We start from the raw sequence: 25,222 nt of genomic DNA on the forward strand, positions 1-25,222 counted from the left end.
ATTTGTGAGGGAGAATATCATGTGGTATGATAACCTGTTTCTAGAATTAAAACAATTAAGAGATAATAAGCAAGCAGAGAAAATGTCTGCATATATGCAAAATAAATATGATTTTTTAGGAATACCAAAACCTAAATTGAAAGAAATTGCAAAGCCATATTTAAAGGAAAGCAGAAAATACGATTTCGATTGGGAATTTGTTAATATCTGTTGGAATAAAGACTATCGAGAAGCACAATATATTGCAATTAACTATTTATCTATGAACTCAAAAAAGTTTACAGATAAGGATTTACCAAAACTAAAGCACTTGATAATAAATAAGTCATGGTGGGAAACTGTTGATTCACTTGATGCAATGGTTGGAAGTATTGTATTAAAGTATGAGGCTTTAGAAAAAACAATGTTGGAATGGTCGATTTCAGACAATATATGGTTAAAGCGTGTTTCAATAGACTTTCAACAAGAGTATGAAGAAAAGACCAATACAGAATTGTTAGAAAAAATAATTAATAATAACTTGGGAAGTAATGAGTTTTTCGTAAACAAAGCAATCGGTTGGAGTTTGCGGGATTATAGTAAAGTCAATCCAGAATGGGTAAAGGGCTTTTTGGCTAAATACAAAGAGCAATTATCTACTTTAAGTATTAAGGAAGCAAGTAAATATCTTTAGAACGAAAGGCAAATTCCAAGTTGTCGGGACGTTAAATTCCAATTTTGTCATTTTGAACAAATGCAATACAACTAAATAATAATAAATTAGCCATTATGGAGTTATTAACTCTATAGTGGCATTTTTTATGAAGGAAGGTGAACAATGTGAAGATTAAAAAGGTGGATGATAAATCAATGATTATTCATACCAAGGAAAAGACCAAAATCCATATACATGAAAATAGAGATGCAAAGATTAAAGGTCATAACGTATATATGGTTGATCATTCGCCCATGAGTAAGGGCAGCACAACAAAGCAGATCGAGTCAGTGAATCAAGGTAAGAAGTCATTTCGCAAGAGTACCATTCATCAAAATAGATTACGCAACCTGAATCCAGTTTCTCAATACCGACAGAAGCTGAAAGATTCTAACCGTTCTGTAAAGGTTAAGAATTCTACGATTAAGAATGCAGGATTAATTAGTGCTAGTACAACGGTGAATCAGTTAGAAGGTGGAGAAGAAATACGAAATAGTGCAATGATTGCTTCCACTATAGCAAGACCAGTAACTGGTTCGGCTTCAAAAGGAGCAGCACTTTTTCGCAAGAAGGTTTTAGATGAGCGCAAAGCTAAGATTAAGAAGGTGGAAGCTGGAAAGAAACTTGGCAGGAAGAAGATTCGGGATACAGCTGCTGGTTCAGTACGAAAATTGGCTAAGGATTCTGCAAAGAAGGCATCCAAAGATTCTGCTAAATTTGTGGCTAAAGAATCTGCTAAAGTTGGAGCAAAGGTAGCTGGAACAGCAACAGGGACTGCGGCAACAGGTCCGGCAGGACCATTAATTGGATTGGCAGTGGGCGAAGCTGTTGGATTTAAGCTAGACAGAAATGATGTGAAACGAACAAATCGCAATAGAAAGTTAAAATTCTTTTTCGATAAGTTGAAATCGGAGGACAATCAGACAGAAAGTTTTGCGAAACTTGTAAAAGATTTGATTTTTAAACAAGCATCTGTAGCAATTAAATACATTATCAAATATGTTGGAATTGCCTTGCTTATATTGTTTCTGTTAATTGCTGTAGCCGTTCTTCCGGTAATTTTGGTTATAGCAATTATCTACAATTCACCCCTTGCTATATTTTTTCCACCACTGGAAAGCGGAGACACGGTTATGTCTGTTACAAGCCAGTATGAAGCAGAATTCAATCGTGACGTAAATACGTTAGCAAGTAATCATACTGGATACGATGATGGAATTGTCGTATATGTGGATTATGAAGGTATGTCGGCAAGCCCATCAAACTATTATGACATCATGGCGGTATACATGGTGAAATATGGGGTGGGTGATACTGCAACAATTATGAATGATACATCGAAAGCAAAGCTTAAATCAGTTTTTGATGATATGTGCAGTTATACTACAACATCTGAAACAGAAACAGTAGAAAATGAGGATGGAACGACAAGTTCAACAACGGTATTGCATGTCAATGTAACCTTGAAATCCTATAGAGATATGATTTCTATTTATAACTTTAATTCGGATGAAGTTGAGTTACTTGAAATCACAATGGATCCGAAAAATCTTGCGTTGATTGGATATACAGGTGGTACTGGTGGTGGCAATGCTGTTTCAGAACTTTCACAGGCGGAGATTACTACAATAGTCAGTGGAATTACAGATGCAAAAGCAAAGCAGACATGTACTTATGCTCTTAACAAGGTGGGATATCCGTATAGTCAGGATTATCGTGACAGTGGAAACTATTATGATTGTTCTTCGCTGGCATATTATTCATGGAAGGCAGCAGGTATAGATATTAGCTATGGTGGAGCAACAACAGCAGCAGCGGAAGGTCAAGGGCTGGATGAGGCTGGAAAGACAGTTAGTTATGAAGAGATTCGACCAGGTGATTTGATATTTTACAGTTATTGCAGTAATGGGCGGTATAAGAATATCAGTCATGTAGCTATTTATGTAGGAAATGGTAAAGCAGTAGAAGCATTAAATGAAACGGTAGGCGTAATTTACCGTGATGTTAGCACAGGTAGTATTGTCATGATTGGAAGACCATAGTGACATAACCAGATTACAAATGTGCAAGTAAATAAAATATATATGAATAACAGGGCAGAGCCAATAGGTTTTGCCCTCTATTAGATTGGAGGCTATGTATGGAACTAAATAATATGATATTAGTTACAGAGAACTGGAAGGGAAGAGAAATTAATTTTCTTCTAACAATTGAGGATTACAAAGAATCCGTAGTGTCAACGTTATATGCTTCACCATCAGAGACAGTGGATGCAATGATAGATTTATGTGAAAGTTGGAAAGATGCCGAGCACTGGGCAGAATTATATTTCACTTCAAATAAATCAATATCTGCTCGCTATTGTAATGGAGAAGAACAACTTCGTAAATTTCTATATGGATACTTTAATGATCCAGACAATACTTGGGAATTTGATGAAAAAAGATGCAGTGCAGCTAGTCTAGAGATTCTCAAAGGGATAGGAATAACAACGGATGGAAAAGGATCAGGAATTCAATACACCTATGAAGCGGTAATAAAAACCTTTGAACAGGGCGAAATTCTTCACAATTTTAATGGTTCAGATTATAGAGTGCTTGAGAAACTGGCGGCAAGAAACCTGATGTTGATGAATGAGCGTAATGGCGAGTTTATAGTTGCAATAGGTGTGAATTTTTATGTTCGACATCCTAAAGGCGATATGCCAACTACCAATAGCATGGTGTATGGAATTGAATGGGATCATGGCATTTATTATAGTAAAACACCGTCAACAATAGATTTTAGAGAGATTAGAGATAAGTATGGAGAAGTAAAAGAAGTGATTTCTTTACAGGATTTTAGAAATGAACTGGAAGATAAATTTCACTTTTATCGAAAGATCATAGATAGTCCTTTGCTTGAAACAGCTGTAAAGGAAACAGCACAAAACAGTATTTATGAAGTGTTTCAGACTGGTCGCGAGGAAGTCTTTCAGAAAAATATGAATGCTGGTATGTATGACCGTAATTTCCTTGGGATACCAGAAACCAGTAGGGACATGGCACGATAGAGAAACTAACAATAAGAAGATGGAGGATTTTAATATGAGTAAATTAGCAGGTAATGATTTAATGAAGGATATGGAGTTTTTAATAAATGAACTTCACAAGGAATGGGATAGAAGTGGAGCAACAAAGGCTACTGTAATTATTGGAATTGAAGAAGCAACAGAAGTTAATCAGACTTTAGCAGCTAAAATTATGGAAAAGCAGGAAATGCTTGAAAAAGATGAACTGTCTTTTAAGCAAAGCATTGGTCTTTCTAGAGAAAATTATATATTGCTCAGATTGGTTAAGAAGATTAAAGCAAAGGAAGATAAGACCAATGAAAAAGGTCTTGATATGGAGTTTTCTGTACCTCTTGATAACGAAGAATATAAACTTTTTAAGAGTATGTTTAGCCCTAAGCTTGTGTAGTGATTGGAAATACAATCAGGAAAGGAGCAGTTTATGAGAGTAGATAATCAAGTGCAACAGCTTTATGATGTGATGATAAAAGATGTCACTACGAATGAAGCAAAATGGCGAGATGTATGTCATATGATTGGGCAGTTATATCGTTATGAGTTTGATAATATTCTTATGGTGTATGCACAACGTCCCCAAGCAACCTTAGTGGCTGATTTTGATACTTGGAAAAAGGTTGACCGTTTCGTAAAACAAGGAAGTAAGGGAATAGCAATATTTCCATCAAGAGCCTTGAAACCATATATGAGACATGTCTTTGATATATCAGATACGGGTGGAAGGAATAGGCAATTAACATGGAATTTAGATGAGAATAATTTGTTAGATTACATGAATTATCTGGCATCAAAAGGACGCATTATTCAGCTTGAAGGCACAGAACAGGAATATTTGAAAGAACAGCTAAAACTCTTTACACAAACTGACGTTCGAGGTATAATAAAAGAGGAATTCGATGAACGAATGACAGAAATTATGCAACTAACAGGTAGTGTGATTAAGGATTTTAATGAAGAAACGCAAGAGCTTACTGTAGAGCAGATGGTGTATAAAAGCATCATGTATGCAGTAGGTACAAGATGTGGGTTTGACTTATCCAGCGAAGAACAGGATTTTAGTCAGATTGTAAACTTTTCGGATGAAGAAGTGGTTTACCGCCTTGGTTCTCTTGTATGCGATGTCTCCTGTAGTGTTCTTAGAGAGTTTAGCAAAAATCTAAAAACAATTGAACAGCAGAAGGATATTTCTGCGGAAAGGAGAATAGCATATGGCAGAAGTGACATTAACGTACACGGAAGTGGACGGACTATTGTACCCGAATCTAGTATTACCACAGGAGGAAGAGAAAAATCTTCTGAATCTAGGCAAATACGGAATGATGGCACTGAATTATCTAAAGGAGAACGAGGTAAGCAGATACAAGACACTTTACCGCTTCGGGAAACTAGCACAGAAGATGCACGAAGTGGACGAGGAAGCGAACCAGTTGTTAGATACACTGATGGAGAGTTACCTAAAGAAGAACAAACCAGTAGATCCCAATTCAACCATGGAGATGTGGAAGATAAGGGAACAGGCGAAGATGCAGGCAGAGGAAATCGTTCTGAATCAGATAGTAATGCGTTTTCATTAGAAAATGCATCTGAAGTTCCACAAGAAGAAGCACAAGATAATGAACTGAATAAAGAATTAGATGAAATAAATTCATTAGGACAATCAAGGGAAGCCGAATATCATCAGGCTTCCTTTTTTGACGTTTCAATGGAAAAAACATCAGCTTCTAAGTTCACATATATGCAGCCAAAGAAAGAACTTGTAGTACCACATGAATATATCGTTGATGTTGTAAAACGTGGCACTGGGTTTGAAGGTGGCAAGAAACGTGTTTGTGATATTTATCAGAATGTTATGGAAGCATCGGAACGAACCAAACTAATAAAGAAGGAATATGGTCTTGGCGGTGCCGGATGGCCAATTGATGGTTATGGTCTTCATGGCTATGATTCTTTCAAATCCAATGGACTTCGCTTTCAATGGAAAGATACAGAAGGCGAGAAAGAAGGCTATGTTAGTTGGTCATCAATAGAGATCGAAATTGGTGTATTAATTCTAACCGGAGAGTATATACAAACACGAACAAGTATTGATGAAATATCGATGGATGGAGATAGAGAAGATCTCAACATTAATGAGGATGCCATTGAAATGTCAGATGCGGAACAAGTGCTTGATGATTTTTCAATACCAGATGAGCTTGATGAAATGCAAGGGATGTCTGATGAAGAACTTGCAGAGGAAGATAGGTTAGTTACAGAGGCTGAATATAGAGCAGAAATAGAAGCAGAAAATACAGCGTATGATGATTTACTGCATGGAGAAGTGATAGATGTAGATGGAAGTGTTATTAATTCTAAATCTGAATTTCTGGAGTCATTAAGACAAGTAGAATTTATGGACGGAGAACTTCGACAAGCAATTGAGATTTATGTTACGGAATGTTCTTCTATAAAACCATATCAGCCTTTTCTTAAAGTAATATATGAAAGTAGTTTGTTACCACCTGATAAGATTAGTTTTGTTAACAGAACAATTAACCATAGTGGAAAAGAATACTCCCAAGCGTATTCTAATAATGCGTACGGATTGATTGAATACAATCAGAGCCAGATGGGTGTTATGGTTAATTATAAAGGAAGTGATGGAGAACGACATAAATCAGATGTGACTTTTGAACAGATTTATGAGGTCTGTGTATATCTAATTAAAACTGGAAGCTTTGTGGGGAAAGAACAGGAAGATAGATTCAATCAGCTATGGAGTGATACGCCCTATGATAAGAAGAATTCCATATATCAGGATTTTGAACGTAGAACAGCTACTGTTAATGCACCAAAGCAACAGAAACGTAATTTCCATTTTAATTTATGGGAAGTTGAAACTGGTGGGGCAAAGACTAGATACAAATGGAATATTGATGCAATACGTACTTTACGTGTAGTTGAGGAGGAAGGAAGACTTGCAACACCGAAAGAACAACAGGTAATGGCTAAGTTCGTTGGGTGGGGCGGTTTGGCTCAGGTATTTAACAAAGAAGACAGTGCGTGGAGTCATGAATTTATAGAACTTAGGAACCTGCTTTCAGAAGATGAATATATAGCTGCTAGAGCGACGGTTAATAATGCTTTTTATACAACACCTGCGATTGCAAGCTGTATGAATCAAGCTTTAATTAATTTTGGATTCCGAAATGGAAATGTTTTAGAACCATCTATGGGTATTGGGAATTTCTTTGGAAGTCTACCAACACCATTGCAGGGATGCAATTTATATGGAGTCGAGGTAGATAGTATTTCAGGTAGAATTGCAAAGCAGTTATATCAAAAAGCCAATATTAGTATTAACGGCTTTGAAAAGACTACCTATCCTGAAAACTTCTTTGATGTGGCAATTGGTAATGTACCTTTTGGTGATTACAAGCTATATGATCCAAAGTATAATAAGCATAATTTTCGTATTCATGATTACTTTATAGCAAAGGCAATCGATCAGGTAAGACCCGGCGGTATTGTTGCATTCATTACGACGAAAGGAACACTTGATAAAAGTAATCCTACTGTTAGAAAATATCTTGCAGAAAGAGCGGAACTCATCGGTGCTATTCGACTTCCTAATACAGCATTTCATGATAATGCAGGTACTGATGTTACAGCAGATATTCTTTTCCTTCAAAAGAGAGAAAGAACAATGTCTGTAGAACCGGATTGGGTGCATTTGGGTTATACGGAGAATGGGATTGCAATAAATTCTTATTTTGTAGAGCATCCTGATATGATGCTTGGAGCAATGGAATACGATAACCGCATGTTTGGCGAGGGAAGTAAGTATACAGCCTGTGTTAACCATGACGATAACTTTAATCTATATGAGGCGTTACAGCGTGCTGTGAAAAAACTTACTGCCACGATTCCAGAGTTAGAACTATTAGAAAATATGGATGACCAACAGGAAGATATTATTCCGGCAAATCCCGAAGTTAGAAATTTCACTTATACCTTTATGGATGGGAAACTTTATTTCAGAGAAAATTCTCAGATGTACCGTAAGGAGGTGAGTGCAAACGTGGAAGAACGTATTAAGGCTATGGATAATATTCGAGCAGTAACCAGAGAACTAATAGAGATACAGACGCAGGGGTGTAGTGAGGAAGAATTATCTGGAAAGCAGAAAGTCTTGAATGAAAGGTATGATGTATTTGCTAAGAAATACGGTTATATTGCGGAAAGAGAAAATAGTAGAGCCTTTCGTAATGATGCGGATTATCCGCTACTTTGTTCCTTGGAGGTAATTGATGAAGGCGGAATTGTAAAGAAAGCAGATATGTTTTACAAACAGACTATTAAGCCGAAGGTGCAGATTGAAAGAGTAGAGACAGCGGTGGAAGCATTAAATGTTTCCATGAATGAATATGGAAGTGTAAATATTCCTTTTATGCTTAGTATCTATCATCCAGATGTTTCAAAAGCGATGGCTGAACTTCCGGAAGGAAGTAGCTTATCAGAGCACGCAAGAGCAGAGCTTGAACGAGGAATTATGATAGAAGAATTAAAAGACATTATCTATCTAAATCCTATGGCTTATAATGAGAATAACTTGAATGTAGGGTGGGAGAGTGCTGATGAATATTTATCAGGAAATGTAAGGGATAAATTTCGAATAGCAAAAGCATTTGCAGAAAATGATGCGGAATTATTTGGAGTAAATGCAAAAGCATTAGAGCAGGTACAACCAGTTAATTTGGATGCTTCTGAGATTGATGTAAGAATAGGAAGTACCTGGATTGAATCAGAGGATTACGAACAATTTATTTATGAACTGCTAAACACTCCAAGGAGAGCGAGGGCGGTCAGAAGTCAGTATTATAATTCTGGAATTCAGCTTCATTTGAACAAATATACAATGGAATGGTTTGTTGAGAATAAATCAATGGATAAGCATTCTGTGGCAGCTACCAAGACTTATGGTACTGGCCGCATGGATGCTTATTCTATTTTTGAACAGACCTTGAATCTTAAGACGGTAACAGTTAAGGATCGTGTAGAGGATGGGGATGGGAAATATCATTATGTTGTGAATAAGAATGAGACAATGCTTGCAAGGGAGAAACAGAATCAGATTAAAGAAGCTTTTAAGGATTGGATTTTTAAGGATCCTGAGCGCAGAGCAAAGTATGTGGAGTATTATAATGAAACCTTCAATAACAGCAGGCTTCGTGAATATGATGGTTCTCATTTGCAGTTTCCTGGTATGAATCCAGAGATTGTATTAAAACCACATCAAAGAAATGCAGTAGCAAGAATTTTAATGGGTGGAAATACCTTACTGGCGCATTGTGTTGGTGCCGGAAAGTCATTTGAAATGATGGCAGCATGTATGGAACAAAAACGACTTGGACTTGCCAATAAGACAGTGATGGTGGTTCCGAAATCTCTAATAGGACAAACTGCTGGAGAGTTTTTAAGACTTTATCCGTCTGCTAATATTTTGGTAGCAACAGAAAAGGATTTTGAGAAGAGTAAGAGAAAGCAGTTTATTTCAAGAATAGCAACGGGAGATTATGATTGTATTATTATGTCTCATTCTCAATTTGAGAAGGTGCCAATTTCAGCGGAACGGAAAGAGCGTATGATAAATGAGCAGATAGAAGAGATGTCATATGCGATTGAAGATGCAAAGCGAGCAAATAGTGAGCGATGGACTGTGAAACAGATGGAATCCATGAAGAAGAAATTAGAAGAGCAGCTACGAACTCTTACTGATGAAAGCAGAAAAGATGATCTGATTACCTTTGAAGAATTAGGAATCGATTCCATCATGGTGGATGAAGCACATGGGTATAAGAATCTTGCTATTTTTTCTAAGATGAACAATGTATCTGGTATTTCAAGTTCAGGGGCTAAGAAGTCTACGGATATGCAGCTCAAATGTCAGTATATTAGTGAAATCAGTGATGGCAGAGGCGTCGTGTTTGCAACAGGAACTCCGATTAGTAATACAATGTGCGAAATGTATGTTATGCAATCATATTTGCAAAAGAATGCTTTAGAGAGAATGGGTATTTATCATTTTGATTCCTGGGCATCTAACTTTGGTGAAGTAACAACTGCGTTAGAGCTTACTGTTGAAGGAAGCGGGTTTCGGTTTAAGAGCCGCTTTAATAAGTTTACGAATTTACCAGAGCTTATGAATATTTTTAGAGAAGTAGCCGATGTGCAGACCGCAGATATGCTTGATTTAGAGGTGCCAAAACTTCGAGATGAAAAGTATACCATTGTAGAGAGTGAACCGGATTGGTACGTAAAGCAGGTGATGGAAAATTTCGTGGTAAGAGCAGAGCGTATCCGTAATGGTGGAGTAGATCCAAGCGAAGATAATTTTTTGAAAATTACACATGAAGCTAGACTGTTAGGAACTGATGCAAGATTATTAGATTCAGATGCACCAAATAATCCGGATGGAAAGCTGAATAATGTAGTCGATAATATTGCTTTTGAGTATAGGAGGGCTATTAGAGAAGATAAAATAGGATGTCAGCTTGTATTTTCCGATATTGGAACACCCAAATCTTCTTGGTCACCAGAGGAACAGCTAGAAGAATTTGATATTTACAACTATGTAAAAACAGAATTAGTCAGGAGAGGTATTCCAGCGAATGAAATAGCATTTATTCATGATGCGAAAAGTGATCCACAAAGAGATGCACTATTTAAGGATATGAGGACGGGAAAGAAGAAAATATTGATTGGTTCTACGGATAAGTGTGGGACAGGAGTCAATGTCCAGACGCATTTAGTAGCTATGCACCATATAGATTGTCCTTGGAAACCTTCTAGTATTGAACAAAGAGAAGGAAGGGGGATCAGGCAGGGAAATGAGAACACAGAAATTGCAGTATATAGATATGTCACAAAGGGAACCTTTGATGCATATTCTTGGTCATTAGTGGAAAATAAGCAGCGATTTATCAGTCAGATAATGACAAGTAAATCGGTATCCCGAACCTGCGAGGACATTGATGAAGCTACACTTTCTTATGCAGAGATTAAAGCTGTAGCGACAGGCAATCCACTTATCCGTGAGAAGATGGAGTTAGATAATGATGTACAACGTTTCAAACTCTTAAAAGCATCTTATGATAGTCAGAGATATAGTTTGCAGGATAATTTCATGCTGCGTTTTCCGAAGCTTATTAAGGCAGCAGAAGAGAAACTTGCCTGTGTCCGTGAGGATATTATGACTAGAGACAAACAGTTAATTGCAAGTCCAGAGTTTAGTATAACCATTGGTCAATCACAATTTACAGAACGAGTGGATGGAGGAACGGTAATGCTGGAAGCAATCAGTAAATGCAAGACAGGTGATGTTTATCCAATTGGCAGATTCAAAGGGTTTGATTTGCTTGTAGAGAAGAATTATATGGGAGTAAATTATATGGTTCTTCGAGGCAAGACTGAGTACAAAGCAGAACTTAGTACGAGCCCTGTTGGTAATATGGTCAAGCTTGAAAACACATTTAATGGGTTATCTGAAAATGAAGAATTTCTGATTAAGAAAATAGATCAGTACCAACGGGACATGGAACAGTCAAAGCAGGAGTATGAAAAGCCATTTTCGTACGAAACAGAGTTTAAAGAGAAACTGGCAAGGCAGTTTGCGTTAAATGCAGAGCTGGATCTTGAAAACAGTAAGGTGGAAGACGTTGATTTAAATGGTGTGGAAACAAAGGGTAATGAAGTACCAGACAGTAATGTGGCAGAACGAGGAAATGACTATTTAACTGGACAGGATAATATAAGGAGGTAGTCATGCTCTATCACGTTTTAGTGATTAGATTAGGAAAATTAAAGATTATAGCAGGAATATTTATTGTAGTTGGGATTGTCATTTTGACAGTCCCTTTTTAATAAAAATATATTTTTACGTATGCCAGAAGCATACAGAAAGAGAGGACTTTATGAAGTATTCAATTAGAGCAAGTGAGATTAAGGGAAATGAAAGGCAACAAGGTGAGAATGCATCTCACCTAAGAGGTTTTGCAACATTAATCATTGGAAATGACTTTAAAATATCCAATATTGCTATTTTGGAAAGTAACGAGGGGAAACTTTTTGTGTCAATGCCGCGCTACAAATCCAGTGATAAAGATGAAAAGGGCGCGAATGTATATAAGGATGTATGTAATCCAATTACAAAAGAATTTCGTGAGGAACTTTATGACAATATCTTAGTGACTTTTGAAAAGACAAAGTGTGCAGATAAAGCTGAAGAGGTGAAGAGTCAGGCGGGAACAGAGATGCCAAGTTTTTCAGTTTCAGTAACTCCCTTTGAAAGAGAAGGAAGTAATATTCGAGGACTAGCACGCATTTATTTTGAGGATTGCTTTATTGTAAACAATGTGTCCATTCTTCAAGGAAAAGAAGAGAGTTTATTTGTTGCAATGCCATCTTATCGTACAAAACAGGTGGATGAGAATCAAAAGTCAGTCTATCAGGATGTTTGTTATCCAGTAACAAAGGAATTTCGTGAGAAATTGTACGGGGAATTGATATCGTCTTATCAGGAGGCGAAAGATAAGATAGAATCTGTCACACAGGTGCAGGCACAAGACAAGGTGGCAGTGAGTGTTGGACAACCGGATAGAGAGACACCATTTCGCTAAAAGATACTTATGATTTAGGCGGTGTGAAAGCATCGCCTCATATAGAATGGAGGAAAGTTATATGGAGAAAATGAATACTACATTGACGCAAGATGAGATTGTAATGGAGCTAATTAGGCTTTTGAAAGAAAATCAGATGAAGGATAAAGCAAATGACATCTTTGAATCAGCAACGTATGTTGATGGACTTGAGAAAAAGCTGGATCAGGTTGTAGTAGAATTAAATGATGTGAAAAAGCAACTTGCTGATTTGCAGGAACAACAGATGATGAAATCTATCAAGGCACAATTAGCAAAAGCATCAGAACGTATGGAAGCTTTATGTAATAGCATGAAAGAGCAGTTGTTCGAAGTAAAGACGGAATTTAAGGAAAAAGCTACATCTATTGTTACAGAAGTCAAGGCAAAGGGAAAAGAAGCCTTAAATCGTATATCAGAGTTTTTTGGAGTTAAAGAAAAACTTGAAAAGCTCCGCATGAATGTAAGAGAAGCAGGTATTGAAACGGATAAGACAATTGTCAAGATTGATCGTTTTGGAGCAGATATTAGGGAAGCAAGGAGATCTGTTTCTAATGCTTTTCGTACTTTTGCTGATAAAGGATTAGTAGATTATTCGAAGACAGAAAAATCATTTTTAAAAACGGAGGTAATAAAGAAACCTTTGGAATGTAAAAGAAGGTTTTTTACCGGAATGGAACTACGATTAGATGCTGTCATTGATAAGCTGGATAATCTGTCAAGAGATGTTGAGCTTAATAAAATGGAGGAGCATATGCTCAACAAAGTAGATGGAGAAGTGATTTCATATGAAGTAATTCCAATAGTAGCAGAAAATATGGAATCTCAATATGGAAGTGAAATGTTTGATGTATTTCAGAAAGAAATGAGAAACAAGGAGGTTGCTAGTCAAAAGGTTGATTTGGTGCAAAAGAAAGCTGATGTGAGAAGATAGCCATAAGGGCAGTGTGTGTAATAGCAGACTGCCCTTAATGTGGGAGAATGCAAAAATACATATATAAATAAATGAAAAAAATATATAGGCTAAGAGTAAATATAGGGATAACCGCTATAATTTATTTACAAAAACATTATTTAATGAATAAGATAAAGAGTAAAAAATGGTTTGGATTTGAATAAAATTAGCGTTTGAAACGGTTATTTTAATCTTTGGGGCTGTGTGTTAAATGCAAGTTGGTTTAGGGATATAAAAGCATAAAGAACATATGAATTTAAAACAGAAAAGTTCTTTGCTGTCGAATATGGACTTGTAACACATAAAACACTATTAGTGCCAATTAAATAAATTGATTAATTTCGTTTGAACGAATATAATGATTAAATACTCTTATCGTTGGAAATTAGTGAGGTGTATTTATGAAGGGCTATCTTAAAGCTAGTGAAATTGCTAATTGCTGGGATGTAACAGAACGGCAGGTTCAAATACTGTGTAAATCTGGTAAAGTAAAAGGTGCAATAAAATTTGGAACTACATGGGCAATACCCGAAAATGCTGTTAAGCCTACGCGTACCGGAAAACTTAAGCCAGGGCGTAAGACGATTAAGGAATAAAAACTTCCTATATATGAAGCAGAATAGGCATTTAGAAAGAGGTGATTTTATGTATATTGAGAAAATATTGGTGCAGAATTTTAGAACAATTGGCCCATCTGGTGTTACTTTAAACTGTAACAAAGGTATTAATATTATATTGGGAGAAAATAACTCCGGAAAATCCGCAGTAATTGATGCTTTAAGATTAGCGCTATCTGCAGGTGCATACAGGAAAAACATATTTATTAAAGCATCAGATTTCCATGTAGATAAATACGGTGAGCAGTCAAATTCTATAAACATTGATGTATTTTTTAATGAACTAACAGAGGATCAGGCAATCTCATTTTTTATGTTAACAAATGGTATAGATTTAAAGAAAGCTGAATTACATATCGAATACACTTTGTATCTGGATAAAAAAGGGATTTTTAAAGTTCGGGAAGATATTAAGGGAGGAACTGCATTTAATAATGTTCCAAGGGAAATGTATGATAATATCAATCTATTATACTTAGCAGCATTAAGAGACGCAGAGGGTGATCTTAAGCCTTCTAGAAACGGTCAACTTGCAAATATATTATATTCAGTGGCCAAAACGAGTGATGACAAAGAAAGGATTATAAAAGCATTCCAAAAAGCTAATGAAGTTGTCACTAGTGACGATTCCATTAAATCAGTTGAATCTATAATAAATAAAAATTTGCTTAATATAGAAAAGGATGAGTTGCAAGAAAAAGTACAAGTTTCTCTGGTAGACCCAACATTTGAAGCTATCGCATCTTTAATTCGCATAGATTATGTTAATAGTAAGTTATTAAGGATATCAGTAAAGGACATGCTCGTCATATTGCGTGAATTAGGATTAACAAAAGAAGATATAAAAGATAAAAAAATATGTAGTATTCTACCGGATAGAAAACACTTGGAAATTTGTTTAGATAATATTTTAAAATATGAAGAATTGAAAGAACTGTACAATAAGCTAATATTGTTAGTGAAAAATCAAAATACTGCAATAAACCAAAATGGATTGGGATATAACAATATATTACATATGGCAACTTCCTTAGGTGATTTACAAGAAAAACCTATTGATGAAGAAATATCTATACTATTAGTTGAAGAGCCAGAAGCACATCTTCACCCACAATTATTAGATTTGCTATTTAGTTTTTTTAGAAAAGCCAATGAGAAGTCGAATATTCAATTATTTATTACATCTCACTCACCAACGTTAGTAGCAAAAGCAGATATTAGTAGTATACATATATTGAATTCAAAGCAAGACAGTAGCAATATTGTTTCTATAAAAGATACAGCATTAAACGATAATGAGAAATTAGATTTAAAGAGATACCTTGATGTTACAAAAAGTCAGATGTTTTTTGCGAGAAGGGTAGTTTTTGTTGAAGGTATAAGTGAAGCTATCTTATTAAATGAATTTGCTAATTTGCTTGGTAAGCCTTTTGACAAATATTCTGTTGAGATAGTAAATATCAACGGAGTTGCATTTGAACCATTTGCCAAATTGTTTCTTAAGAATGAAGTTAAAAATTACATAAATATTCCCTGTTCTATTATATCGGATAATGATAAATGTACAAATAACGATGATGTCTATCGTATTACAAAAGCTGAAAGAGTTTATAGTAATATGAACATTGAGTCTCTAATAAATAAACTTAAACAAGGTTCGATATCATATAGAGCACAAAATCTTTTGACATTTAATCAAGATAACATTTGTGTTAAGTTGGCTGAAAAAACTTTAGAATATGAATTGGCTATAGTAGATGAAAATGTAAGATTGCTTTTGGAGGTATTGGAAAAAGAACATCCAACAATTGCTAAAGATATTCAAGATAAAATAAAACCTACCAATGGAGATCCGCTACCAGATAAAAAATACGAAACAATGGAAATGATTGCGTTAAGAATATGGATTGCAATTCAAGATTGCAAAGGTGTTTTTGCACAACGTTTAGCAAATGAAATAAGCAAGATTTCTAGTGGTGAAAGAACAGATGTGAAATTTATAGTGCCTAAATATATTAATGATGCTATTGACTCTATAATAGAATAGGGGGCAAAAATGTTTGAACAATTAACTGATTCTCAAAAAGAGATTATTGATTTACAGGGCAAAAATATTTTAAAAGCCTGTCCAGGAAGTGGTAAAACATTTGTTGTTGCCCATAAAGTTGCCCATGATTTTAAATTGTGGAAAGACAAAAATAAAGGAATGGCTATTCTTTCATTCACAAATGTAGCAAAGCGTGAACTTGATATAAAAATTCAAGAAATATCCGGGCGTAAAACACTACCTTATCCACATTTTATTGGAACTTTGGATGCATTTATTTCTCAATATATTTTTATGCCTTTTGGACAAACTGTCATGAAATGCTCAGCTCGACCCTCAATTATTGAAGATGATTTTATTGAACGTTATTCCAAATTCTTTTGGAAGGGTGAGTGTTACAGCAACGGTTGTGACCCAAAGAATTTTTATATAGATACTGAAGGTAGTGTATATGATAGTAAGAAAAATTTTATCGATTGTCCATTTACAACAAATGAACCATGTGTAAAGTTTAAAGTTAGCACATATTCTAAGGGATATGCGACATATAAGGAAGCTCTTATTGTAGCAATTGATATACTTCAAAAATATCCCAACATTCAAAAGTTAATTACTAAAAGATTCCCTTATATTGTTGTTGATGAAGCACAAGATACATCTGAGGAGCAGATGAAACTCCTAAATTTACTTTTTGATCATGGTGTAAAAAACGCTATGCTTATTGGAGATCCGGACCAATCAATATATGAGTGGAGAGATGCAGACCCATCTGTATTTTTAAATATGTATAATGGCAAAAATTGGAACTCTAAAGAGCTTAATGAAAATTTTCGATGTTCTCAACATATTTGTAATGCAACTAAAATCTTTGCATCATTATCGGAGACGTCTATTGCTAGAGGCGATACCAAAGATAGTTCAATAAAACCGATAATAATGAAATATAATAAAGGCAATAAAGACATATTGATTGAAAAATATCTTGATTTATGCAAAGAAAAAAGTATAAATATTACGCCTGAAAAAGTAGCAGTATTGGTACGTGGTCGTTCTGGACTAAATGGAAAAGATTATTCAAAAATTAATGAATTATGGCAAACACCAATAACTTTTCTACTTGCACAAGCTACATATTACAAAGGTATACAAAATGTTGAAAAAACTGTATCAGTAATTGAAAAAATCTTATACTACATTATTTTTGAAAGTGACGTTAATGTTACTGATTTTAAGGAAATTCAGAAAATATATAGTATTAAGGAGTGGAATTATTTAGTGTTTAAATTGTCTACACGTTTGCCTGATTCATCACTTACTCTCAAAAGCTGGAAACAGGCTATAATTGGTGTAGTCGATAATTTTATTTTGGAAAATAATATACAATACAAGAATAAAGTTGAGGTAAAAACGAAGAGCAGAGTACAGGATAATAATTTAAAAGACTTCTTAGAGCAGTCGATAGAAGTTTTTTTTGCAGATACTTATAAAAATGATTATTTGAGTGCAACAATACATGCAGTTAAGGGATGTACTTTTGATGCTGTGATGCTAATTATTAGTACGAATGGTAAGTTGACAAGTAATATGATTAATCAAAAAGAAATTGATACTGAAGAAATAAGAACATTTTATGTAGCAGCGACAAGAGCCAAAAAGTTATTTGTTTTGGCGGTTCCAGATACTATCAAAGATAAATCATTAGTAAGATTTCCGAAAGAACATTGGGACTATAGTAATTAAGGAGGGTCTCTAGATCACACATTTTTGCAACAGGCAGTTGTGCTAGTTACAGCTTTGTATATTTGGTGCAATGATTACAATGTGAATGTAAGAACGAGTGAGTGCACATAAAAGTAGATTGATGTAGGAGTATATTGTGTATTTTGAAATGACAAAAGTATGTATTGAAGCAATATATTCATAATGGGGTAGAATAAGTAAAGAGAATCATAATATAAAATAAAGGATGTGACAGCATGAACAGCAAAATAGTGAGGGGAGATTCAAAACAGCAGTGGTTGAACAAACAAGAATCAGCATCTATAATCACTGAATTTTGGCACACAATAGAATTTTTAAATCAACCTGTTTTCCCAAGAGAAAGTAGAGAAAACAGAAAGAAGGTAAAAAAAGAAGAAGAAAATTTAAGGTTACAGAACAAGTTTAAGCCATATAATACATTTTCGGTTTTTCATAAACTTACTGAGGATTGCAAAATCAATCATTTTATTAGTGAGGATGACAATAAATTTGTTAGGAATCCAGAGAAGGGTAAAGAATGCTATGTATGTATTGGTCAATTAGAACGAAGTGAGTTAGTCAAAAAACTTGACGAGTTGCTGGAAATACATGTAGAAGAGATCGAAAAAGATTATAGCAAATTAGCATGCTTTGGACTTAAAATAGAAGGATCAGGTTCATATATAACTGAGTCCTTTAATATTTCACCGCTCTTGTGGGGAATAAAAATTGTTCAGCAATATGGAAATCAAGCACAGAAAGAGATAACTACAAAGAGATATAAAGATGATTTAGAAAAGTATGAGAAGATATTACAAAAAGAAAGTACTTTAACAAATGAAGTTTTGAAATCTATTTATAAGGAAATAAATAATGACTATGTCATGCCGTTATTAATTAAAGAATCTGTTTACGAAGGAATTTTTGTTTATAACAGATATCTTGATCAAAAAACTTTTGAAAAGCTGGATAATAAAAGCGAAGATTTGAGTGATTTATCACATGGTTTTTTTACAGAAGATTTATTGATGGTCAAAGAAAGTGTTCAGACTAATGCGTATGGAAATAACAGTAAAATGCAGAAGGCAGTTATTAATTATATCACATCTGTATGTGAAGAAGAAAAAAGCACTTTACATTCTATGTCAAGGTTAGATATTAAAAATAACAAAGAAGATATTAAGAGATGTCTTAAGCCTGAAAATTTGCCGATGGGAAAGTGGCCATCAAAATATGTACCTGCATTAATGCAACAGGTGGCTATCAATATTCAGATTTCACAAGAAAAATATTTAAGACCTATCTTTTCTATAAATGGACCACCCGGTACTGGGAAAACGACATTGCTGAAGGAAATTATTTCAAACAATATTGTTGAACGTGCAATTTTACTTGCAAAATATAATACGCCAGATGATGCATTCATAGAGTGTAGCTTTTCTGATGGGAAATTGAGAAATAATGGGTATGATAAGTTCTATTATCGATACTACAAATTTAAAGATAATGAATTAGCTAATTATGGTATGTTGGTGACATCATGTAATAATAATGCAGTCGAGAATATCACAAAGGACTTGCCGAATGGGAGTGATTTGTGTGATTCACTAAAAGGTGATAAAAAAACTGATACAGAACAGAAGATACATGGTTTGATGGAAATTGAAAATTTATTTAGCTTGGAAAAAACAAATAAAATCGAAAGCTATAAGATAAAAAAGAGAATTTCTGATCAGAAATATATAACAGAAACAGTTGAATTACCTGATATTTATTTTTCTTGGCTCGCACATAGGCTATTATCAGAGGATGAATATCAAGAAAAAGAATTTAAAGAATGGGGAATGATTTCAGCACCTTTGGGCAAACGTTCCAATATAAATAATTATTGTTATCATGTTTTAAATCCATTAATTGATGATTTCTTGAAATTAAATGATAAAAGACAAGAAAGATTATCAGAGTTTAGAAAATATGTAGAAGAGTTTGAAAATCAACTAGAAAAAGTTACGCAACAGGAAAAAGAACTTATACTATATAGTGAACTTGAGGATACATACCGCACAAAGGTAGAAGAGTTTGAGAAAGTAAAAAAGGCGAAAGAGTTACAAATTTTTCAACAAAAAGAAATTTTAAATCAGCTAATAAAAAATAAACATAGTAATGAAGTTACTTTAAAGAATGCGGAATGTGAATATCAGGTAATAAAAAGTCAAGTAATTATTGAAGAGAAAAAAATTGATGAATTAAAAATAGAAATAGAATCATGTAAGAATTCAAAAGAGGAAGTTTCGAATAAAATAGTAAGCATGGAAGATGCACTTAAATTATTTGATCGTATTTGTATTCTGTTGAATAAAGAAACTGAAAGAATATCGAGAATTAAAGAAAAAAAGGCAGAAAAGGAAGAGATAGCAAATAGAGAAAATCTCCTAAAGGATCTAGCTGAGCAGGAATTAGATTATTTAGAAGACTTAAATAAAAAGTACGAGGACCAAAATAAGTTTATTTCAAAAATAAATAATGCAATTGATAATATTACTAAGGAGATTGAAACGCAAGAAAAAACTTGTGAAAGATACCAAGTAGAAATACTTATTTTTGAAAACAAAAAAGTTGAATTACAGAAGCAATTTTGTGAACAAATAAATAAAGTTAAAGAAAAAGTTGATGTACTTGATTCGTTGTTTTGGAGTGATTTCGATAGTAAGGATAATGATCGAAGTACTAATGCACAATTAGTGAATCCTTGGGTGAGCGACGAATTTAATCGTTCCCGAGAAAAACTCTTTTTTCTAGCGCTTCAAGTTCATAAAGAGTTTGTATTATCATCAACTTCTTGTAGAGACAATTTTATTAATTTAGCTATGATGTGGCAGACTAGAAACAATTCGGATGATGATTTGGTTATTTATAGTAAAAAAGATAGAGAAAAAGCGTTTCCGGAACTTTTAAATACATTGTTTTTGTTTACTCCAGTAATATCAACAACCTTTGCATCAGTGCAAACATTCCTTAGTGATATTAAGGAACCTGAAAGAATTGGACTACTAATTGTAGATGAAGCAGGTCAGGCACCACCTCAGATGGCAGCAGGAGCGCTTTATAGAAGTAAAAAAGCAATTATTGTTGGAGATCCAAAACAAGTAGAACCAGTAGTGACAGATGATGCAGATCATATTAAGAGAGCTTTTTCAGATGAAATAGTAAGACCGTATATTTCGAAAACTATTTCCGTGCAGGAATTTGCAGATCGGATAAATAATTATGGAACGTATATCAAGAATCTCGAAGGAAATGATCAAGGAACATGGGTCGGGTGCCCGCTTATTGTTCACAGACGATGTATTAATCCAATGTTTAATATATCAAATGCGATTTCATACGGAAATTCAATGAAAATTAAAACTAATAATCCTAAAGATGAATTGTGTAAAAAGTTTTTATATGATAAATCGCAATGGTTTGATGTGAAAGGCAAGGAAAGAGATACAAAAGGGAAAAATCATTTTGTTGAACTACAGGGAAAACTAGTTTGCCAGATGCTAAGTGAAAGTTTTCAATTATATTCTGGTAAGCCGGATATATTTGTAATATCGCCATTTGCTTCAGTAGTTGATGGTATTATTGATATGTTGAATTCCTATCCAGGAATGGAAAATTATAAAGATGAACTGGAAGATTGGTGCAATGAAAATTGTGGAACGGTACATAAATTCCAGGGGAAAGAGGCTGCTGAAGTTATATTTCTGCTGGGTTGTGATGAAAATTCATTGGGAGCTGTTAAGTGGGTTAAGAGTAATATCGTAAATGTAGCAGTTACAAGAGCAAAATATCGGTTATATGTGATTGGTGATTATACTGTTTGGAATAAATCAAGATATGTTAGATTATTAAGTGAGTATTTGTAAAATTATTATGTTATTAAATGTGCATAAGAGCTGAGCAAATTCTGTAGAACATATACCTTTACAAACGGATTGGATTTGAAGAAAATCCGTTTTTGAAAGGTTTGTTTTTGGGGGTTTTGGGACATTTGAAAAGTGAAGGATAGGTTAAAGATAGGTAGAATTAGTAGCGCGAACAAATTTTGCTTAATAATACCTATGGAACTGTTAAAATATAAAATTGTTATATTTTACCTATGTGTGATTTCCTTAAGGAGGGTTCTAATGTTATATTTGGATGTTCCATATCATGAAAAGGATGAAGTAAAAAGCTTAGGTGCTTGGTGGGATTCATCAAAAAAGAAGTGGTATGTGAAAGATGGAAAAGATTATTTCAAATTCAGTAAATGGATTCTTAAAGATTATGAAGAAGCTTATATTTTATGTGATCATTTTTATATTATTGTTGGTAGCAGGCAATGTTACAAGTGTAAAAAGCAAACTGATGTAATTGCATTTGGGGTAGAAAAATACTGTACATTGATTGATGGCAAAGTTTATGATGAAGAACAAAATTATGAATGGAGTGATGGCGATATACATATTACATCAATGATTACTCCTATAAATAAGGAATTACAAGACTATTTATCACAAAAATACAATTATCACTTAGGCTATTCTTATACAGTAAAAGTATCATATACGGCAAATCACTGCTCAAATTGCAAAGCGTTACAAGGACATTTTTTCCTATATGAAGAAGTGGATAGTCCGTTTTTTATTGATTCTATTGAATCGGTAAAAGCACTTAAATTATACAAAGTTAGATTGGAACACGATATTGTTGTTGATGCTGATATATGTTGGGGATCAGAAGATGGTCTTATTAAAAAGTATGCAGAGATTCAGGAGTTGTTGATCAAGTGATAAAAATATTAGGATGAGATACACGATAAAACTACAACAATTCGATTGGATTTATTTAAGCTTTAGGGTTGTAATAAATACATGTAATATACAGTATATTATTTGAGCAAGAGTTAGGAAATATAAATATAGCCATTATTTAAAACGTTGAATTGTGTTTTATTTTATGAAAAAGTTTATTAATGACCATGCACATATGAGATAGAGATAGAAACTAAAATTATAAATTAGATTGTATATATAATTTAATTGTGCTAATATGGTATAAAATATAGACCATGTTAGCCTACGAAAGGGTATATAAATGAATAATTTAGAATATTTTATAAATGAAAGAACGAAGGTTTTAAGAATTATTAAAGATAATACTCTTGATATAGAAGGGAAATCCGTATGTCCGCTTAGTCAAATAGAGATAGCTAAATTAGTTCCATGTAGTAAACAAAAGGCAAATCAGATTATTAATGAATTAATTGATGAAAATTATATACAAATGGTTAGAAGCAAAGGAAGATATTCTTTAACAGATGAAGGAGAAATGGTTTTAAGAAGACTGAAAATTTAAGTATTTATTGATATAGAGAACACAGTACGTATTGGTCAGATTTGCATAAAAGGAGATTAACAATGGATAATAATACTAATAATTTAGAATTGATGAATAAAGATGAGCTTATTGAATTGGTAACAAAAATGATGAATGGAGGTGTAACATTATCTTTTAATGGAAAAAGGACTGCGCAAGTAATACAGCGGAAAGTTATGCCGAGAATAGTTAAAATTAAAAAAGAATTTTCGTTTAATGAAGAGAATGGCAAATCTAGAAATTTAATTATCGATGGTGAAAATTTACAAGCAATGGTAACCATGTACAAATATAAAGGGTTAATAGATTTAATCGTAACAGATCCTCCATATAATACAGGTAAAGATTTTAGATATAACGATAAATGGGATAGTGATCCTAATGATCCAGAGTTAGGATCATTAGTAACATTAGAAGATGGGTCACGACATACAAAGTGGATAAAGTTCATGTATCCTCGAATTCAGATGATGCATTCTATGTTAAAATCTAAAGGGGTATTAGCTATTTGTATAGATGAACGAGAGATGTTTCATTTGGGAATGATGCTAAATGAAGTGTTTGGTGAGGAAAATAGGATTGGGATTATTAACTGGCAAAAGGCCTATTCGCCTAAGAATGATAGTGTACATTTATCTAGTGCAACTGAATATGTTCTCGTATATGCTAAAGATAAGAGTTCAGCTAGGACTAATTTATTGGAAAGAACAGAGCAGATGAACGCGAACTATTCAAATCCTGATGGTGATTCGGAAGGAGTTTGGACTAGTGGTGACCCCTGTGCAAGAACTAGGTCTGATAAAGATAGATATGCCATCCAATCTCCATTTACTGGTGATTTACATTATCCGGGTTCTGGTTCTTGGAGAAATACTAAAAAGAATATGAAAGAATTTTTGGAAGCTTGGGGAAGTAAATACACAGAGAAGGACTTGGGAGATGGAAGACCAAAAGCATTAGTATTAAAGGGTGCATCCTTACCTCAAATAATGGAAAGTCAGAATCTGGATAATAATCCTGTTGTAGTATTGATTGAAAAGGATGAAATAATAAAAAAGGCTGAGAAAAAAGCACTTGGTATTAAAGGAAAAAAAGTTATGCCAATATTACATTTTCTAAAAGATGGCTATGGACGTCCTCGTTGTAAGAGATATTTGAAATATGTAAAACAGGGAAAAGTGCCTTTAACATTTTGGGCAGACGAAGATTATGATGAATTATTTATGCTTGGATGTCAATCTTGGGAGCATAGTGAAAGTGGTCATAGTCAAACTGGAATGAATGAATTAAATTATATTATGGGTAGAGGCCATAATTTTGATACTGTAAAACCTTTGAAACTTATCGAAAAAATAATTCAATTATGGTGTCCGTCCACAGGGATTGTATTAGATCCTTTTGCAGGCTCAGGAACAACAGCACATGCAGTGCTTGAATTAAATCAAAATAATGGGAGTGAGAGAAGCTTTATTGTAATAGAAAAGGGTGAAGGAGAAGACAAGTATGCGAGCACATTAACGCGTGAAAGAATAAAAAGAGCAATAACAGGTGAGCGGGTAGATAAAGAAGGAACTGTTAGTGTTCTTGAAGAGCCACTAGAAGGTGGGTACGTATACTGGGAATTAGATCAGAAGGTAGATGCTAAAGCAATACTTGAATTAAGACGAGATGAACTTATTGATATGATTATTGCTTCTCATTGGGAAGAAGATAAACGTAAGAATTCAAGTGTTATTGAAAGAATAGATAAGGACTATAAATATTTGGTTGGCAAAAATATATTGGGTGAAGGCTTTTTTATTGTATGGAATGAGAAAGATTCTGTTGGAAAATTAGATCAGGAAACTTATATGGATATTTTAAATGAGGCAAAAAAAGAAGGTACAAAAGCTCCTTATCACGTTTATGCAAGAACACAGATTTATCAAACAACAAAAGTGAAATTCTACCAAATTCCAGATAAAATATTACTGCATTTAGGACTCAATGAAAACAGTGATAGATTTAATAATGAGGAGGAGTAG

General features: G+C 34.0%; 14 protein-coding genes. All 14 read left to right on the plus strand.

Features of this window, described 5'->3' with window-relative positions; genetic code table 11:
• Positions 1-19: 19 nt before the first annotated feature.
• The 14 genes from BMY18_RS01635 to BMY18_RS01700 all read left to right on the plus strand — a co-directional run bounded on the left by BMY18_RS01635 (position 20) and on the right by BMY18_RS01700 (position 25,222).
• Positions 20-673, plus strand: coding sequence for a DNA alkylation repair protein (locus BMY18_RS01635; protein ID WP_092449910.1), 654 nt, complete (start codon positions 20-22; stop codon positions 671-673).
• A 146-nt stretch (positions 674-819) separates the two neighbouring features.
• On the plus strand, positions 820-2,736 hold the full coding sequence (locus BMY18_RS01640) for a C40 family peptidase (protein WP_330385909.1): 1,917 nt from the start codon (positions 820-822) through the stop codon (positions 2,734-2,736).
• Positions 2,737-2,834: 98 nt separating this feature from the next.
• Complete coding sequence (locus BMY18_RS01645; RefSeq protein WP_092449912.1) at positions 2,835-3,746, plus strand: hypothetical protein; 912 nt, start codon at positions 2,835-2,837, stop codon at positions 3,744-3,746.
• A gap of 34 nt (positions 3,747-3,780) precedes the next feature.
• Positions 3,781-4,152: a hypothetical protein gene (locus tag BMY18_RS01650; protein WP_092449914.1), complete on the plus strand. Its 372-nt coding sequence runs from the start codon at positions 3,781-3,783 to the stop codon at positions 4,150-4,152.
• Positions 4,153-4,185: 33 nt separating this feature from the next.
• Positions 4,186-11,562, plus strand: coding sequence for a helicase-related protein (locus BMY18_RS21850; RefSeq protein ID WP_092449916.1), 7,377 nt, complete (start codon positions 4,186-4,188; stop codon positions 11,560-11,562).
• A gap of 151 nt (positions 11,563-11,713) precedes the next feature.
• On the plus strand, positions 11,714-12,418 hold the full coding sequence (locus BMY18_RS01660; RefSeq protein ID WP_092449918.1) for a SpoVG family protein: 705 nt from the start codon (positions 11,714-11,716) through the stop codon (positions 12,416-12,418).
• A gap of 61 nt (positions 12,419-12,479) precedes the next feature.
• Positions 12,480-13,370: a DUF6674 family protein gene (locus BMY18_RS01665; protein ID WP_092449919.1), complete on the plus strand. Its 891-nt coding sequence runs from the start codon at positions 12,480-12,482 to the stop codon at positions 13,368-13,370.
• 422 nt (positions 13,371-13,792) lie between these two features.
• Positions 13,793-13,987, plus strand: a complete 195-nt coding sequence (locus BMY18_RS01670) for a hypothetical protein (RefSeq protein WP_092449922.1) — start codon at positions 13,793-13,795, stop codon at positions 13,985-13,987.
• A gap of 49 nt (positions 13,988-14,036) precedes the next feature.
• A complete protein-coding gene (locus BMY18_RS01675; RefSeq protein WP_170841247.1) occupies positions 14,037-16,055 on the plus strand; it encodes an ATP-dependent nuclease in 2,019 nt (672 codons plus the stop codon).
• Between the two features lie 9 nt (positions 16,056-16,064).
• Positions 16,065-17,795, plus strand: coding sequence for an ATP-dependent helicase (locus BMY18_RS01680; RefSeq protein ID WP_092449926.1), 1,731 nt, complete (start codon positions 16,065-16,067; stop codon positions 17,793-17,795).
• A gap of 236 nt (positions 17,796-18,031) precedes the next feature.
• Positions 18,032-21,706 (plus strand): DEAD/DEAH box helicase, encoded by a 3,675-nt coding sequence (locus BMY18_RS01685; protein ID WP_092449927.1) that lies wholly within the window; start codon positions 18,032-18,034, stop codon positions 21,704-21,706.
• A 261-nt stretch (positions 21,707-21,967) separates the two neighbouring features.
• Complete coding sequence (locus BMY18_RS01690) at positions 21,968-22,612, plus strand: DUF5710 domain-containing protein (RefSeq protein WP_092449929.1); 645 nt, start codon at positions 21,968-21,970, stop codon at positions 22,610-22,612.
• Between the two features lie 304 nt (positions 22,613-22,916).
• Complete coding sequence (locus tag BMY18_RS01695) at positions 22,917-23,177, plus strand: hypothetical protein (RefSeq protein WP_092449931.1); 261 nt, start codon at positions 22,917-22,919, stop codon at positions 23,175-23,177.
• Positions 23,178-23,239: 62 nt separating this feature from the next.
• Positions 23,240-25,222, plus strand: coding sequence for a site-specific DNA-methyltransferase (locus BMY18_RS01700; protein ID WP_092449933.1), 1,983 nt, complete (start codon positions 23,240-23,242; stop codon positions 25,220-25,222).

This window comes from [Clostridium] fimetarium (assembly GCF_900111235.1).
In the GTDB taxonomy this organism is placed as follows: Bacteria; Bacillota; Clostridia; order Lachnospirales; family Lachnospiraceae; genus Clostridium_N; species Clostridium_N fimetarium.